General features: G+C 35.4%; 19 protein-coding genes, 1 tRNA gene and 1 pseudogene. 17 read left to right on the top strand and 4 right to left on the bottom strand.

Annotated features, from left to right (window positions below; all coding sequences use genetic code 11):
- The 13 genes and pseudogenes from C6990_RS11060 to C6990_RS08195 all read left to right on the top strand — a co-directional run.
- Positions 1-414, top strand: a pseudogene (locus C6990_RS11060) (signal recognition particle-docking protein FtsY); the annotation flags it as partial.
- Entirely contained in the window at positions 411-1,325 is a 915-nt protein-coding gene (argF, locus tag C6990_RS08140) for an ornithine carbamoyltransferase (protein WP_182130210.1), read from the top strand. The pseudogene C6990_RS11060 and the gene argF, both read left to right, overlap by 4 nt.
- A gap of 36 nt (positions 1,326-1,361) precedes the next feature.
- Entirely contained in the window at positions 1,362-1,844 is a 483-nt protein-coding gene (locus C6990_RS08145; protein ID WP_182130212.1) for a 50S ribosomal protein L18, read from the top strand.
- 2 nt (positions 1,845-1,846) lie between these two features.
- On the top strand, positions 1,847-2,566 hold the full coding sequence (locus C6990_RS08150; protein WP_182130214.1) for a 30S ribosomal protein S5: 720 nt from the start codon (positions 1,847-1,849) through the stop codon (positions 2,564-2,566).
- Positions 2,567-2,572: 6 nt separating this feature from the next.
- Positions 2,573-3,040: a 50S ribosomal protein L30 gene (locus C6990_RS08155; RefSeq protein ID WP_182130216.1), complete on the top strand. Its 468-nt coding sequence runs from the start codon at positions 2,573-2,575 to the stop codon at positions 3,038-3,040.
- A gap of 1 nt (position 3,041) precedes the next feature.
- The gene (locus tag C6990_RS08160; protein ID WP_182130219.1) at positions 3,042-3,467 is read left to right on the top strand and encodes an uL15 family ribosomal protein; all 426 of its coding nucleotides are present in this window, start codon (positions 3,042-3,044) and stop codon (positions 3,465-3,467) included.
- The gene (gene secY, locus C6990_RS08165; protein WP_182130221.1) at positions 3,460-4,890 is read left to right on the top strand and encodes a preprotein translocase subunit SecY; all 1,431 of its coding nucleotides are present in this window, start codon (positions 3,460-3,462) and stop codon (positions 4,888-4,890) included. The genes C6990_RS08160 and secY overlap by 8 nt, the downstream gene beginning before the upstream one ends.
- Positions 4,868-5,455, top strand: a complete 588-nt coding sequence (locus tag C6990_RS08170; protein WP_255465339.1) for an adenylate kinase — start codon at positions 4,868-4,870, stop codon at positions 5,453-5,455. The genes secY and C6990_RS08170 overlap by 23 nt, the downstream gene beginning before the upstream one ends.
- A 3-nt stretch (positions 5,456-5,458) precedes the next feature.
- Positions 5,459-6,088, top strand: a complete 630-nt coding sequence (locus C6990_RS08175; RefSeq protein ID WP_182130226.1) for an EMC3/TMCO1 family protein — start codon at positions 5,459-5,461, stop codon at positions 6,086-6,088.
- Complete coding sequence (locus C6990_RS08180) at positions 6,085-6,645, top strand: cytidylate kinase-like family protein (RefSeq protein WP_182130227.1); 561 nt, start codon at positions 6,085-6,087, stop codon at positions 6,643-6,645. The genes C6990_RS08175 and C6990_RS08180 overlap by 4 nt, the downstream gene beginning before the upstream one ends.
- Positions 6,642-7,643 carry an RNA-guided pseudouridylation complex pseudouridine synthase subunit Cbf5 gene (locus C6990_RS08185; protein ID WP_182130228.1) on the top strand — a complete coding sequence of 334 codons (1,002 nt, stop codon included), beginning with the start codon at positions 6,642-6,644 and terminating at the stop codon, positions 7,641-7,643. The genes C6990_RS08180 and C6990_RS08185 overlap by 4 nt, the downstream gene beginning before the upstream one ends.
- Positions 7,644-7,661: 18 nt before the next feature.
- Positions 7,662-8,108, top strand: coding sequence for a hypothetical protein (locus C6990_RS08190; RefSeq protein ID WP_182130229.1), 447 nt, complete (start codon positions 7,662-7,664; stop codon positions 8,106-8,108).
- Between the two features lie 62 nt (positions 8,109-8,170).
- Positions 8,171-8,272: transfer RNA gene (locus C6990_RS08195), tRNA-Ser, on the top strand.
- Positions 8,273-8,307: 35 nt separating this feature from the next.
- Here C6990_RS08195 and C6990_RS08200 read toward each other — a convergent pair.
- Positions 8,308-8,733, bottom strand: a complete 426-nt coding sequence (locus C6990_RS08200) for an AAA family ATPase (RefSeq protein WP_255465340.1) — start codon at positions 8,731-8,733, stop codon at positions 8,308-8,310.
- 90 nt (positions 8,734-8,823) lie between these two features.
- Between C6990_RS08200 and C6990_RS08205 the strand changes: the two genes are divergently transcribed.
- Together C6990_RS08205 and C6990_RS08210 are read left to right on the top strand one after the other, a co-directional pair.
- Positions 8,824-9,126: a hypothetical protein gene (locus tag C6990_RS08205; protein WP_182130230.1), complete on the top strand. Its 303-nt coding sequence runs from the start codon at positions 8,824-8,826 to the stop codon at positions 9,124-9,126.
- Between the two features lie 132 nt (positions 9,127-9,258).
- Positions 9,259-9,567, top strand: a complete 309-nt coding sequence (locus tag C6990_RS08210) for a hypothetical protein (RefSeq protein ID WP_182130231.1) — start codon at positions 9,259-9,261, stop codon at positions 9,565-9,567.
- A 66-nt stretch (positions 9,568-9,633) separates the two neighbouring features.
- Here the strand turns inward: C6990_RS08210 and C6990_RS08215 are convergent, their stop codons facing one another.
- The 3 genes from C6990_RS08215 to C6990_RS08225 form a co-directional block, all read right to left on the bottom strand.
- On the bottom strand, positions 9,634-11,220 hold the full coding sequence (locus C6990_RS08215) for a hypothetical protein (protein ID WP_182130232.1): 1,587 nt from the start codon (positions 11,218-11,220) through the stop codon (positions 9,634-9,636).
- Positions 11,221-11,271: 51 nt separating this feature from the next.
- The gene (locus C6990_RS08220; protein ID WP_182130233.1) at positions 11,272-11,715 is read right to left on the bottom strand and encodes a universal stress protein; all 444 of its coding nucleotides are present in this window, start codon (positions 11,713-11,715) and stop codon (positions 11,272-11,274) included.
- A gap of 115 nt (positions 11,716-11,830) precedes the next feature.
- Positions 11,831-13,141: an NAD(P)/FAD-dependent oxidoreductase gene (locus tag C6990_RS08225; protein WP_182130234.1), complete on the bottom strand. Its 1,311-nt coding sequence runs from the start codon at positions 13,139-13,141 to the stop codon at positions 11,831-11,833.
- 86 nt (positions 13,142-13,227) lie between these two features.
- Here C6990_RS08225 and C6990_RS08230 point away from each other — a divergent pair, with 86 nt between their 5' ends.
- Complete coding sequence (locus C6990_RS08230) at positions 13,228-13,509, top strand: hypothetical protein (protein ID WP_182130235.1); 282 nt, start codon at positions 13,228-13,230, stop codon at positions 13,507-13,509.
- Positions 13,510-13,535: 26 nt separating this feature from the next.
- The gene (locus tag C6990_RS08235; protein ID WP_182130236.1) at positions 13,536-13,910 is read left to right on the top strand and encodes a ChuX/HutX family heme-like substrate-binding protein; all 375 of its coding nucleotides are present in this window, start codon (positions 13,536-13,538) and stop codon (positions 13,908-13,910) included.
- Positions 13,911-14,096 lie beyond the last annotated feature (186 nt).

Raw genomic sequence — 14,096 nt, forward strand, 5'->3', positions numbered from 1 at the left:
GAACCTGAACCAACACCAGAACCTGAACCAACACCAGAACCTGAACCAACACCAGAACCTGAACCAACACCAGAACCTGAACCAACACCAGAACCTGAACCAACACCAGAACCTGAACCAACACCAACTTCAGATGATCCATTTGATGGAATCAAAGATGATGATATTGCAACTTATTCGGACTTGTTTGATGTACCGCCACCTGAAAGAGACAGCGAAGCATTAAAGCTAGGAAACAAAATTCGTCAATGGATTAAAGACGGCAGGCCAAAACCAGATGAATCAAAAGATGACAAAGATAACCAAGATGACACCAAAGATAAACAAGACGATACTGACGATGATATGCAAAAACATGATAAAGAAGAAAAACCTAAAAAGAAACGAGGTATGTTTGGATTCTTTAAGAAATGAAAATCAAAACAAAAAATTTACTCACTTTAGCGGAACTATCCCCAAAGGAATTTTCATCACTAATTGATGAATCAATCAAACTAAAAAAACAACTCAAAAAAGGAATGTCCAAACCTGTTTTGAAAAATAAAACCCTGACAATGATATTCCAAAAGCCCTCTACTAGAACTCGTGTAAGTTTTGAAACAGGAATGTTTCAGCTAGGTGGACATGCAATTAATTTATCTGCAAATGACATGCAGCTCTCACGGGGAGAGTCAGTTGAGGATACTGCAAAGACCCTTTCGCGATACACTGATTGTATTATGGCCCGAGTCTATTCCCATGACTTGATTGAAAAATTATCAGAATACTCTAGTGTTCCTGTAATTAATGGACTCTCTGATTCATTTCATCCATGTCAAATTTTGGCAGACTTTATGACCATTAAAGAAAAAAAGAAAAAACTCAAAGGACTAAAGATTGCCTGGGTTGGGGATGGAAATAATGTATGCAACTCTATGATTTATGGTGCAGCACATTGTGGAATAGAGATGTCAATTGCAACTCCAAAAGAATTCCAACCAGAAAAAGGTGTAGTAAAGGATGCAAAGAAATCAACTAGTATTGAATTGACTGCTGATCCTTTTGTTGCAACTAAAAATGCAGATGTTATAGTTACTGATACATATTCTTCAATTCACAACAGTGATCCAAAAAGAATCAAAAAATTTCTTCCAAAATACCAAGTCAATCCAAAAATAATGCAGTCTGCAAAAACTGATGCGATCTTTTTGCATTGTCTTCCAGCAAAACGAGAACAAGAAGTAACAGCATCTGTAATTGATGGAAATCAATCTGTAATTTGGGATGAGGCAGAAAATCGTTTACATACTCAGAAAGCTTTACTTGCTGCCCTAATTCGCGCTTAACGTATATAAGAGCAGATTCAAACTCGGTTTCTATAGATGGCCTATTCGAAAATATTACGTAGACTTAGAGAGGAAAAGACCAATTACAAAAAACGTGGCACCATGTTGATGGGTAAACGCGATTTTATCACTGTAAATATTACTAATGAAAATACTCAAGTACAAATTCTAAAGCCTGGAATGGAAGGCGATAAAGTGGTTGCATCTGCACACTCTAGATATCTCCTTGAGAAAGGATGGAAGGGGTCTAGAAAAAGTGTACCTGCAGCATATCTTACTGGATATTTGGCAGGCAAGAAAGCACTTGGTCAAGGTGCCAAGGATGCAATTCTTTACACTGGCACAAGACGTTATACACAAAGAATGGCAGCAGCCCTCAAAGGAGTAATTGACGCTGGAGTAGAGGTACCAGCAAACGAAGAGACATTCCCACCAGAGGATAGAATCAATGGTGAACATCTTACAGTAAAAAATGAAGTATCAAAAATGAAATCTACAATCGACAGTGAGGTCAAATAGAAATGAGCCAAACTGCACAATCTAAAGGCAAACCAGGTCAAAGAGGACGAGGCCCACCAGTTTATGGTAGTGGTCCACCAGGTGGAGCCAAAGGAGGAGATCGTCCAAGAAGACCAAGAAGAGAGCCAGAAGAGGAAGTCTGGATTCCAAAAACAATCTTAGGTCAAAAAGTTGCATCAGGGGAAATTTCATCTTTAGAAGAAATTATAGAATCGGGATTAAGAATTCAAGAATCAGGAATCATCAAGAAACTATTGCCTGACTTGAAAAGTGAAGTTGTAGATGTTGGTATCATTCAAAAAATGACTTCAAACGGACAGTCGACTAGATTCAAAGCAATTGTTGCTGCTGGAAATGAAAACGGTTACTTGGGAATTGGCCAAGGTAAATCAAAACAGATGAGAATTGCAATTGAAAAGGCAACCAGTCAAGCTTTCCTTAATGTTAACCCAATCAAACTAGGATGTGGCAGTTGGGAATGCAGATGTGATCAAAAACATTCAGTCCCATTCAAGGTAAAGGGAAAAGGTGGAAGTGTTACAATTGAAATTATTCCTGCACCTAGAGGATTAGGACTTGTTGCAGGTGGTAAAATTAAACGATTATTGGAATTAGCTGGTCTCAAAGATGCATGGACTACTGCAAAGGGCTCCACACCTACGATGAACTCTACTTCTAAAGCAATTCTGGACTGTCTAAGACAGACATTTAGTCAAGGTTGATAGAAAATGGCAAATGCATATCTTGTTGTTAGAATTAAAGGCCAAGCCGATTGCCCCTACTGGGCAACACATACTATGACTTTGCTAAAATTAGATAAAAAATACCGTGCAACAATTTTGCCTGCCAAAGAAAACACTCTAGGTATGCTAAGAAAAGTACAGCACTATGTTTCCTGGATTGAACTAGATGCATCATTGGCAAAAGAACTAATTGATAAAAAAGCAAGAAAAGGTGGTTATCAAAAAATTACTCCTGAAGATCTCAAAGAACTAGGATTTTCAAGTTCTGATGAATTAGGAACTGCATTGGCAGAAGGAAAAGCTATACTATCTAAATTAAAACCACTAAAACCTTGGTTTGCCTTGGCACCACCAAAACTTGGATTCAAAAAAAGTACAAAGAGACTTTATGGAAACAAGGGAATACTTGGACAAAATAAAGAACTTGACACAATTGTTAGGAGAATGATTTGAGATGGCAACAAGATTGAGAAAAACTAGACGACTCAGAGGCGGAAGACACATGGGATGGGGACAAGTAGGTCAACACCGCGCAAGTGGTCACAAAGGTGGTCTTGGAGTTACCGGTATGCTAAAGCATCATTGGAGTTCTACTTTAAAATATGAGCCAGATCATTATGGTCATGAAGCACCTAAACGCCCTCACCCAAATATTACAAAAACATGGACTAGCATCAGAGATCTTGATGACTTGTTCTTAAAGCTCGGTAAAGAAGAAGGAGGAAAGAAGATCGTAGACCTTACAAGTGCAGGATACGAAAAACTCCTTGGTGGCGGAAAAATAGCAAATGCCTATTCCGTCAAAGTAAAACAATTCACTGCAACTGCAGAAGAAAAGCTAAAAGCTGTTGGGGGAGAGGTGTTAGCAGATAATGGCTGAGGGTACTATCACTAGTATTATTCGAAAAGTAGTTTTCAAAGCAGAACCCTATCTTCCTCAAGTTCCAAAACCAAAAAAGAAAATTCCACTACCAACTAGACTGCTGTGGTGTGGGGTAGCATTACTGATCTACATGGTAATGGGTCAGACTCCATTATTTGGTGCAACAGCTCCACAGTTTGACTTTTTAGCATTTGCTAGAGTAATTTTTGCATCCCAACAAGGAACTCTTGTTGAATTGGGAATTGGACCCATAGTTACAGCTGGACTCTTGATGCAATTGCTGAGGGGTTCGGATATCCTAAAATTTGATTTTAAAAAACCAGAAGAGAGAGGAATCTTTCAGACAGCAACTAAAATTGTAACATACATTGTAATTGTTGCAGAATCAATCGTTTATGCCGCTGCAGTATATGGACCTGGAGTTTCAGAGCCATACTTTTTGTATGTGATGATAGGACAGCTGATGGCCGCATCCATAATCATCATGTTCTTAGATGAATTAATTCAGAAAGGTTGGGGTCTGGGCAGTGGAATCAGTCTTTTCATTATGGCAGGTGTTGCACAACAGATTCTTTGGAGCTTGTTTAGTCCTTTACCTGCGGGCGATGGGGGAACGATTGGTATTATTCCGTATCTTGGCCAATCAATAATGACTGGTGATTTATCAAATGTGTTCTTCCGTTCGAATCAACTTCCGAGTGTCTTTGGTATATTTTTGACGGCAGGAATCTTGTTAATCCTTGTATTTACACAAGGAATGAAGATTGAGATTCCAATTGTATCTACAAAATACAGAGGCTTCTCTGCTGTGTATCCAATCAAATTGATGTATGTATCAAACATTCCAGTAATTTTGGCATCAGCCCTTACGGCAAATGCTGTTTTCATTTTTCAGATGTTGTGGGCAAACATGAACCCGCGGAATAATAATTTCTTCATGAACTTTATTGCGCAGTTTGACCCGACGAGTCCATCTACTCCGATAGGTGGTATCATTTACTATATGACACCTCCAAGAGGCTTGGACGTTGCAGCATTGGATCCAATGCGTGCTGTGGGATATGTGTTGTTTATGGTAGGAATTGTAGTTGTATTTGGAAGACTATGGGTAGAGCTTGGTGGTTTGTCCCCCAAGAGTGCTGCTCAGAACTTACTTGATGCAGATGTGCAAATTCCTGGATTTAGAAGATCAAACAAACCAGTTGAAGCATTGTTGAACAAATACATTCCATCAGTTACAATTATTGGTTCTATGATTTTGGGCCTCCTAGCAGGTGTTTCTGATGTTCTTGGTGTATTTGGTTCTGGAATTGGAATTTTACTTATGGTAGATATTCTCATTAACTATTACACACAGTTAGTAAGAGAACAAGTAGAAGTCGTCATGCCGCGTTTGGGTGCTTTACTTGGAAGGAAATAAGCGAATTATCCTTGTAGGAATTCCAGGTGTAGGAAAAACCACAATTTTAAAAAAAATGGTAGAAATCCTAAAGAAACATAACAAAACTGTCCATGTGGTCAGCTTTGGAACTTTGATGTTTGAAGTTGCAAAAGAAAATGGTATCAAAGATAGAGATGAGCTTAGACATTTACCTGTAAGTAAACAACAACATCTTCAAAAAACATCTGCTGAGAAAATTGCGGCATATGATGAGCAAGTAGTAATAGTCGACACTCATGCATTTATCAATTCACCTGAGGGTTACTATCCAGGATTACCTGAACATGTTTTGAAAATTATTAAACCCACAAACTTTGTTTCAGTTTCAGCAAAACCTGAAGAGATCTACAACCGACGAATGAAAGACGAAACACGAAATCGTGACAAAATCACTCTTCCTAATATAAATAAGGAATTAGATATTCAATCTGCAATGATATCTGCATGTACTGTTCTTACAGGCTCCCCTGTGAAACATATTCTTAATAGAGAAGGAAAGATTGATGAAGCCATAGACAAAATAATTAATGCATTAGGACTGTAAAAAATGGACTTTAACTTTATTCTACTATTTATCGAATCAATTCCCCTGCAGTTTGATATCTTTGGTGGTGAGGCAAGACAAGCACTTGGTAGTGATGATCCAATAATCAAAGGATTAATCCTTTCGATGTTTGCAGTTTCTGGATTTGGAATCTTGTTGAATCTATTCAATGCTGGTGTTAGAAAGAAGATGGTAGACCAAACAAAACTAAAACGAATTATGAAAGAAACACGTGGCTGGCAAAAAGAAAGAATGGCTGCCATGAGAGCAAAAGATACTGCAAAAGCAGCTGAACTTGGAAAAAAATCTGCATACATGAACAAAATGTCTATGGAGATGATGCAGATGAATATGCGTCCGATGATGATTACCTTTGTTCCATTAATTTTGATATTTTATTTTGTACTGCCTCAATTGTTTTCATATACTGTGGCAATATCCCCCATCCCACTAAATGTAATCCCAGGTGATATGTTCCAACTAACATGTACTGCTGAACATGCAGCGATAGAGGGTGATCCTTGTTTTGGTCAAGAAAATTCTTTGTATCTCTGGGCTTGGTATTTCCTTTCATCTATTGCATTTAGTGGCATTATTATGAAACTGACGAAAACCTCGATGGATCTCAGTTGACAAAATCTATAGTAATCTCTGGCCCTCCTGCAGTAGGTAAAACAACTGTTGCCAAAGGATTGGCAGAAGAATTTCAACTAGAATATCTTAGTGGTGGTGATGTTCTAAAAGAGATGGCAATAGAGGAAGGATATCAATCTGATGGAGACGACTGGTGGGATACTGAAGAAGGAATGAGTTTTCTCAATAAACGTGAAAATGATTCAAAATATGATAGAGCACTCGATGAAAAATTAACTTTACTATTCAAGAAAGGTGGTGTGGTGATCACTAGTTACACTTTGCCTTGGTTAATCTCAGACGGAATTAAAATTTGGTTGGAAGGCTCACATGAAAGTAGTACTCAAAGAATGCAAACAAGGGATAACATGAGCCCTCAGCAAGCATATGAAATCACAAAAGAGAGATTTAACAAAAATAAGGCATTGTACAAAAAACTTTATGATTTTGATTTTGGTGAGGATAAATCTGTATTTGACTTGATTATTAATACAGATCATCTATCAGCCCAACAAGTAATTGATGTTGCAAAAGAAACTGTGAGAAAATTACTATGACCCTAAAACAACTTGAAAATCTAATTGAAATTGATCAGGACATCACTGATGATTCTTATGGGACATATTATGACAAACGTTCACTTGAGCAATTGCTAAACTATGGCATCATTCTATTGGATAAACCTCCAGGTCCTACAAGTCATGAAACAGTTGCATGGGCAAAAAGAATTTTAAAACTTCCAAAGATTGGTCACAGTGGAACCCTTGATCCTCAGGTTTCAGGAGTATTACCACTGGGGTTAGGTGAGGCAACAAAAGCATTGGGTGTTTTACTGCTAGGTCCTAAAGAATATGTTGCATTGGGACGTGTACATTCACTTCCATCAAAAGAAAAACTATCTAAGATTATTGATTCTTTCAAAGGCGAGATATTTCAAAAACCACCTCAACGTTCAGCAGTTGTAAGACAAACCAGAACTAGAACCATTTATGAATTTGAATTAATTGAACAAAAAGAAAGATTGCTCCTAACTCGTGTGCTGTGTGAGGCTGGAACGTATATTAGAAAATTATACTATGATATTGGAGAGATTTTAGGACCAGGAGCTACCATGATTGAGCTTCGAAGATCTAGGGTGGATCAATTTTATGAAACTGATGGACTAGTCACTCTTCATGAATTGGCAAATGCATTTGCATTGTGGGAAGAGAACCAAGATGAATCAAGGTTGATGAAAATGATAAAACCTGTAGAATATGCACTAAGTGAATTAAAGTCAGTAGTTATTCGGGACTCTGCAGTAGATGCAATGTGCCATGGAGCTCAACTTGCAATTCCTGGAATTTTAAAAATTTCTCCAAATCTAAAGAAAGGTGATCTTGTTGGAGTCTACACACAAAAAGGAGAGGCAGTAGCTTTGGCCGAATCTACCATGTCTGAAGAAGAGATCCGTGATGCCACAAAGGGATATGCATTTGAAACAAGGAGAATCATTATGGCTCCAAACACATATCCTAAAAAATGGAGAACAAAGCCTACTCATCCAAAGGATTAACTAAATTATTCCAAAGCCATGCTAGCAAAAAGTCTTGTAATTTTTATTATAATTGGAGTAGTTTCAGGTTTTGCATTTGGTGTTTATTTGATGGATGTTAAAAATACAAATCAACTAGTCTATGTTGAAGGTCCTTCTATTTCTCTAGTTACTGAAAAATTTGATTTTAAAAAAGGCGAAGAGATTAAAATTCGAATTGTAAATTCTGGAACAATTCCAATAACATTCAATGATACATCATATGGTCTTAGAATAACTGGATTGTCAGGGATACTGATGTATACTCCAATTAGTACACAAATTATTTCAAATCTTGCACCTGGTGATGAAATTGAATTATCTTGGGATCAAATCAAAAATGATGGTGATGCTGCTTTAGAGGGTCTATACAAAATATCTGCAAAGGGCCTAGATGAAAAAGGAAATCAAGTAGAGAAATCAACTACAGTTACAATCTGGAAGTAGGATTTCAAAAGTAACATAATTTATAATCACATTTTACCGAGTACTCTTGTCGTTAGACTTGTGCCGGGGTCGCCTAGCCTGGTAGGGCGCGCGCCTGGAAATTGTTAAACCATAAAGCGCGTTCTCGCAAGGGAACGGGAGTTCAAATCTCCCTCCCGGCGCCATCCTAATTTGATTATTTATCAAAACACTGCAATGATCATGTGTCTTTGGGTTGTTCATAGTCTTTTTTTACAATAAGTTCATCAAAGCCTTCATCACTTACTGGCGTTTCTAGTTCTTTGAGTTGTTTGTAAATCACTGCTAATGGAAATGGTTCTCGTCTGCTTTTTTGTCTTTTTTCAAGTAATCCTCTTGAGGTATTCATCAAGATACCTCTTACTTTGGCATTGTATTTTTTTGCTAGATCAATGTGTTGTTTTCGAATGTTGCTAGTTAGATTGGTATCGTCAATAACAACGCTTTTTCCTTCTCCAAGACATTTTTCAATGTATTTCAATTCTTTTTTTCTATCGTTATCAAAAAATGATAAAGCCACACGCTCATGATCAAAATTTGCCTTGATGTATGTGGTCTTTCCACTTAGAGCAACACCGATCATTATTACATATTCTAATTTTGACACACATATTTCAACCAGATATGAGATTTAAAATTTAATTTTTCATATCATTTTAATTAAAATTGTTTTATAGTAATTTACATATTTAATTTTGTGTCAATACGTAAACCTGTTATTAGAAAACCCAAAGTTCCAAAAATAAAAAAACCATTGATCTCTAAACGTAAACGTATTGTTAAAAAAACTCCTTCTCTTTCATTAGGGAGAGTCAAATCAACAAATACATCTAAAAAATCAGTTTTACACAAAAAAACTACTACTAAAACCCCTTTGGGAACCTGTTATCTTGAAAACTGCTGCAAAGGTGTTCTTGCAAGAAAAGTAACAAAATCACAATGTAAACGTCAAGGTGGAAAAAGTTGGAAGAAAGCAGGTGGAAAGTGTGAGAAATTATAATTATGTAAAAAAATCGATCAACTCAAAGTATTTTTTTCTAAATAATTTTTAATTTACAGTAAAAATCTTTGAGTTGACCTGAAAAATTTCTGACGTACATGCTATTTAGTTCACTTTATTTTGGAATAGACCATGGCAGCAAGAAAACGAACAGCCAAAAGAAAACCCACTAGAAAAATCAAAAAGGCTGTAAGAAAAACTACTAGCAAAGCAAAGAGAACTGTCACAAAAGGAAAGAAAGCTGTGAGAAAAGTTAAACGCACAGTAAGTAAAGCCAAAAGACGAGCTCAACTAGTAGCTAACAAAAGAAAAAGAGAACTTCTCCAAGCAGATAACAAGATCAAAAGCGTAAAGAAGGCTCTAAAAACTGCAGAAAAATCTGCACGCAAAAAGAAAGCAAATTATCAAAAAGCATTGAAGAAAGCAGCAAACACTAAATGATTTTGATAATGCATTCTATTTTTTCTTAATTAATTTTTTAGCAATTTGATGTTATGATTTGAAACATTAATTCACTCTAATTATCCCCTGACTGATCAAAAATTCTACTCCTTTCACAAAATCTCTCTCAGATATCAAACCTTCTGACCACCAACCTGCATTATTTTTTACCCAAATGGGAATATCTTGAGATTCTGTAGTGACTGATTCAGTTACTGTGACACTCAGAATTCCTTCTATAATTAGAAATTGAATGGATTGAACAAATTCTTGATCTCCTACAATTCCCTCAGACCACCAGCCGGCATTATTTTTTATCCATGATGGAACAGATGAAGTTGATTCCTCTTGTGGGGGTGATTGAGATATGCTAAAATCTGATTTTGCTGTGAAAAACTCTACAAAATTTTGTGAGTTTTGACCAGTCAGAATTAGTTTCAATTGGTATTTGTCACTAATTGGAATCAAAACTGCCTCTTGCAATACTCCGTGTGGAGCTAAAATTCCAAGATGCTCTTGTGACTCTCCAATATTTGACCAAATTTCATTTCCTGCGGAATCTGTAATGCTGTATGCAAAGAGTATGTTTTCTGCAGGATCATTTGTTTTATCAAAAAACGAAAATGTGAATGGAATTTTTTCACCTGCTTCTAACTTTGAATCCCAAGATACATTTGCAGAAAAACCGTTCTGAAAATTAAAACCAAGATTATGTGGATTTATTGCATCACCTGACACAATTTCCACTTTTAATGGATGATCTGAATCATGGTTGTCTTCTTTTGGAATGCTAATTCTAATGATATTTTCAGTAGGTGATGAACTATCAAATTCAACTAAATCTTTTTTCAGTTTAACTCCTTCAACAAATACTTCTACGTTATACCCTTCATTAAATGACAAAAAATCTTTTTGCATGGTAATTAACTGCTTTCTGTTTGCATCATGATGTTGAACATGCTTGCCACTTTCTAATTCATATGATATCTTTGATGACTCCTCATCAAAAATAAAATTGGATACTTCACCATCATACGATTTAATTTCTATGGGAAATTCTTGAGCATTGGCATCTTTTATTTGAAAAATCTCTTTTTGTGGAATACTAACAAAAGTCTCAAAAAGAATATCTTTCACAGTCATTGTTTTGGGATTTGTTGCGCCTACAATTGATACTTTGACATTGTATTGTCCGCTTTTATCAAAAACAGGACCTTGAATTACTGGAATCGATTCTCCTCTAGCATAGTATGCGCCTGCAATTGCGTGTTTTTCACCAAAATACTTTGTACATTTCCAAAGTTCTTTTTCTAGGCAGTCTGTTTTTGGTTTAATTTCTAAATCTAATCTGCCATCATCATCGAAAAAATATTCATTGGCAACAAGATTGTCTTCGTGGAAAATTTGAACGCGATATGTTACGCTTTTGATGTTTGTATTAGTTTCACTGTCAAAGAATCTGATTGACAAGTTTGGATTCTTTGCATCTGGAAATGAATAATCTTCTGGAGATAATATTGTGATTAAAGCGACTTTTAACCCATCAAAATCTACTGGTGGTGCCAAAGACCCTGAATGGTGCTGTGCATATACAGGAGAGAATGTAAAGATTAGCAGAACTGCGGATATCCCTAAAATCTCCTTCTTAATCATTATTTTGGATATTTTAAAGATCTTAAAATACGATTGTAAATTTGGATTTTCTTAGGGTTTTGTGGTTAAAAGATGGCAATGGGATTCATGATGAATCGCGTTAATAATGTCGTCATATAGTGACATTTCTACCATCGATAGTTTGGGATAGTCTACAATTAAGAGATCAATTTTATTATCTTTGACATAATCGATAACCCAATGTGATATGGAATCTGTTAAAGCAAATTTTGTCTTAATGTTTATTCCTTGATCTTGAGCAATTTTTTTCCAATTCACCAATTCAGCCTTTAATTTTGAAATCTGTTTTTGAGCAATTTTTTTATCGGATTTTGTTTCAAAAAAATACAACTTTGGTTGAATTTTATACATGCACTCAATGATAGTCAAATTTGAGCCAACTTTTTTTGCTAGTTCAAGCCCTACATCAAATGACTTTTTTGTGTGGGTTGGTGTGATTATTGCAACTGCTATATTTTTGAAATTCTTTGACATTGTATTTGTTAAGAAGTGTTGTTAATGTTCAAGTATTAAATTATTTGATTTACTCTTAGTTGTAAAAAACAATGATTTCATCTTATAATCAGCAAAATGTTTGATTAATCTTTGGCTATCTCTCTAGTTTCTCAATGATTTCCGAAAATTTCCATGGCCCACATTGAGCATCGATATTTTCACTCTGAAATAGCCCCTTTGTGTTTAGATGATTAATGATGTGTGATGCAAATGGTAATGCACCCGTGGCACCTGGTGAGTTGTAATTTAGAATATGAAACGATGTCTCATCATCAATTAGAATAACATCTGGCACAAACTTTCCATCCTCATCAATTACTGATGATCTAATTCCTGCAGTACCTTTCTCTGTAATTTTGTCTGCATCAATCTTCGGTAGAAATCTTTTTACTCTGTAAATCATTGCTGATTTTGACATTGATGATTGAATCTCATTGATTGCAAGCTCTTGAAATTGTTTGTCAAAAATCGCTTTTCTTGCACCAGAACCTAGCATCTCTAACATCTTTGGAATAAACTCTTTGATGTTTTCTGTTTTGTTGTATCCATATGGGCTAAATACAGGAACTGCATTTGGACCAATCTCACAACTTCCATCAACTCTGATAATCCAGTGAGGATCTAAAAATGGATAATCTGGAAATTCTGGAACAGAGTATACGCTTGTTTTAGTCAAGTTGTGGTATTCTTTTGGGACTTTCCAATATTCTCCTCTAAAATGGACATCTGTGAGTTTTTCTGCAATTCCTACGTCATGAGCTATATTGATTGCTTCTCCTCCTGCAGCATTAATTAGAAATTTTGTAAATACTTCATGTTGTTCATCTAGTGTGATCTTCCATTTACCATTCTCTTTTTTGATTTTTGTTACCTTTGTGTCTAAAATGAATTTAGTTCCGCTAGATTCACTGTCTTTCATAACTGAATCTGTAAATATTGAATAGTCTGTTGACCCATCTTTGTAAACATATAGTGCTGATTCACATTTTATTTCAGGTTCTATTTTTTTAAGCTCTGCGCTGTCCATTAGTTTGATGTCTTTGTCTTCTAACCCATTTTGTTTACCCCACTTTAGATATTTTTCAAGAACTGAATTACCTTTTTTGTCCAATGCAACTTCTATCACTCCGTCTTTTTTGAAAGGCAAGTTTCTTAATTTGGAATACTCTTCCCACATCTCATATCCATGAAAAGCAGCTTTTGCAAACAATTGTTTCTTTTCAGGATTGTACAAATACGGTGCATGAACTTTTCCTGTGTTTCTACCGCTGGTGTGGAATGCAACATTATGTTCTTGCTCAATTACTGCAATTTTTTTTGATTTGTTTAGATGTGATAGAAAATATGAGATAGATGTTCCGAGAATCCCGCCTCCGATAATTATTACATCAAAATTATGTGCCATTGACCTTGTTTTAGTACATTTTTCTCAATAATAAATCGAATCTATGATAATTAAGATTAATATCCAATAAAATTTCAATTAAACTTGTGTTACCTGATAGATGTTCAGTAATGGAAGAGGGAAAACAATGCGTTAACCCACCAGAATTTATTGTGTCTATTGTGGCTGAGCAAGATGAATACATGTTTGGGGTCACATGCCAAAAACACAAGAAAATAGTTTCAGGAAAAATTGGAGTGCTTCAAAATGAAGGCAAAATCCTTAATGGAAAAATTATCTTTTCACCAGTAAAAGCAGTTGGAACTGATTGTGTTCATGGCGATTCCGATGATTTTGTTCAAATTGACATGAAACCATCTAAAAATTGAAATAATTTTGTTTAGAATAGATTATGATGCTTTTTGATTTATTATCTGACATAGTGGCAAATGATGACGTTTTACTAATAGTAAAAAATAATGGTGCCACAAGTGAAACTAGAAGCAATTCACTTAGTATCAGACAAAAAGAAAAATGGATTACTATAGGGGATAATGATGGCCCTGCACATATGCATGTAAATTCTGAAAAAATAAAATCTGCAGAATTTGTTCAAGAAGTAAAGCCTGAAAGAACTAGTTTTAGTGTGCAGTTCTTTGATGACAATAAAGAACGTGTTTTAGCGGCATTTTTTACAAAAATGTATGATGATTCTAAAAAACTAATTCCTGCAAGAAAGAACGCATATGATGAATTAAAACAAAAATTCTCATCCAAAATTAAATTTTAAAAAAAACCTTGTCTGAAAAAGACAAGGAGAAAAAATACTATTCTAATTCTTTTTTCTTCTTTTCTTTTTCAGATTGTAATTTAGCTAATTCTAATTCTTCATTAGTATGTTTGAATTTTTTCAATCTAATATTATATGGAGATTTGAATATAAAAACCGCACATTGTTTTAGATGATCACTCAAGC

The organism is Nitrosopumilus sp. b3 (assembly GCF_014078525.1).
Lineage (GTDB): Archaea > Thermoproteota > Nitrososphaeria > Nitrososphaerales > Nitrosopumilaceae > Nitrosopumilus.

Coding starts and splice junctions, on each gene's coding strand:
- argF (WP_182130210.1), top strand. CDS start 411: ATGAAAATCAAAACAAAAAATTTACTCACTTTAGCGGAACTATCCCCA.
- C6990_RS08220 (WP_182130233.1), bottom strand. CDS start 11,715: ATGTCAAAGAATTTCAAAAATATAGCAGTTGCAATAATCACACCAACC.
- C6990_RS08155 (WP_182130216.1), top strand. CDS start 2,573: ATGGCAAATGCATATCTTGTTGTTAGAATTAAAGGCCAAGCCGATTGC.
- C6990_RS08190 (WP_182130229.1), top strand. CDS start 7,662: ATGCTAGCAAAAAGTCTTGTAATTTTTATTATAATTGGAGTAGTTTCA.
- C6990_RS08215 (WP_182130232.1), bottom strand. CDS start 11,220: ATGATTAAGAAGGAGATTTTAGGGATATCCGCAGTTCTGCTAATCTTT.
- C6990_RS08235 (WP_182130236.1), top strand. CDS start 13,536: ATGCTTTTTGATTTATTATCTGACATAGTGGCAAATGATGACGTTTTA.
- C6990_RS08150 (WP_182130214.1), top strand. CDS start 1,847: ATGAGCCAAACTGCACAATCTAAAGGCAAACCAGGTCAAAGAGGACGA.
- C6990_RS08145 (WP_182130212.1), top strand. CDS start 1,362: ATGGCCTATTCGAAAATATTACGTAGACTTAGAGAGGAAAAGACCAAT.
- C6990_RS08175 (WP_182130226.1), top strand. CDS start 5,459: ATGGACTTTAACTTTATTCTACTATTTATCGAATCAATTCCCCTGCAG.
- C6990_RS08185 (WP_182130228.1), top strand. CDS start 6,642: ATGACCCTAAAACAACTTGAAAATCTAATTGAAATTGATCAGGACATC.
- C6990_RS08225 (WP_182130234.1), bottom strand. CDS start 13,141: ATGGCACATAATTTTGATGTAATAATTATCGGAGGCGGGATTCTCGGA.
- secY (WP_182130221.1), top strand. CDS start 3,460: ATGGCTGAGGGTACTATCACTAGTATTATTCGAAAAGTAGTTTTCAAA.
- C6990_RS08210 (WP_182130231.1), top strand. CDS start 9,259: ATGGCAGCAAGAAAACGAACAGCCAAAAGAAAACCCACTAGAAAAATC.
- C6990_RS08160 (WP_182130219.1), top strand. CDS start 3,042: ATGGCAACAAGATTGAGAAAAACTAGACGACTCAGAGGCGGAAGACAC.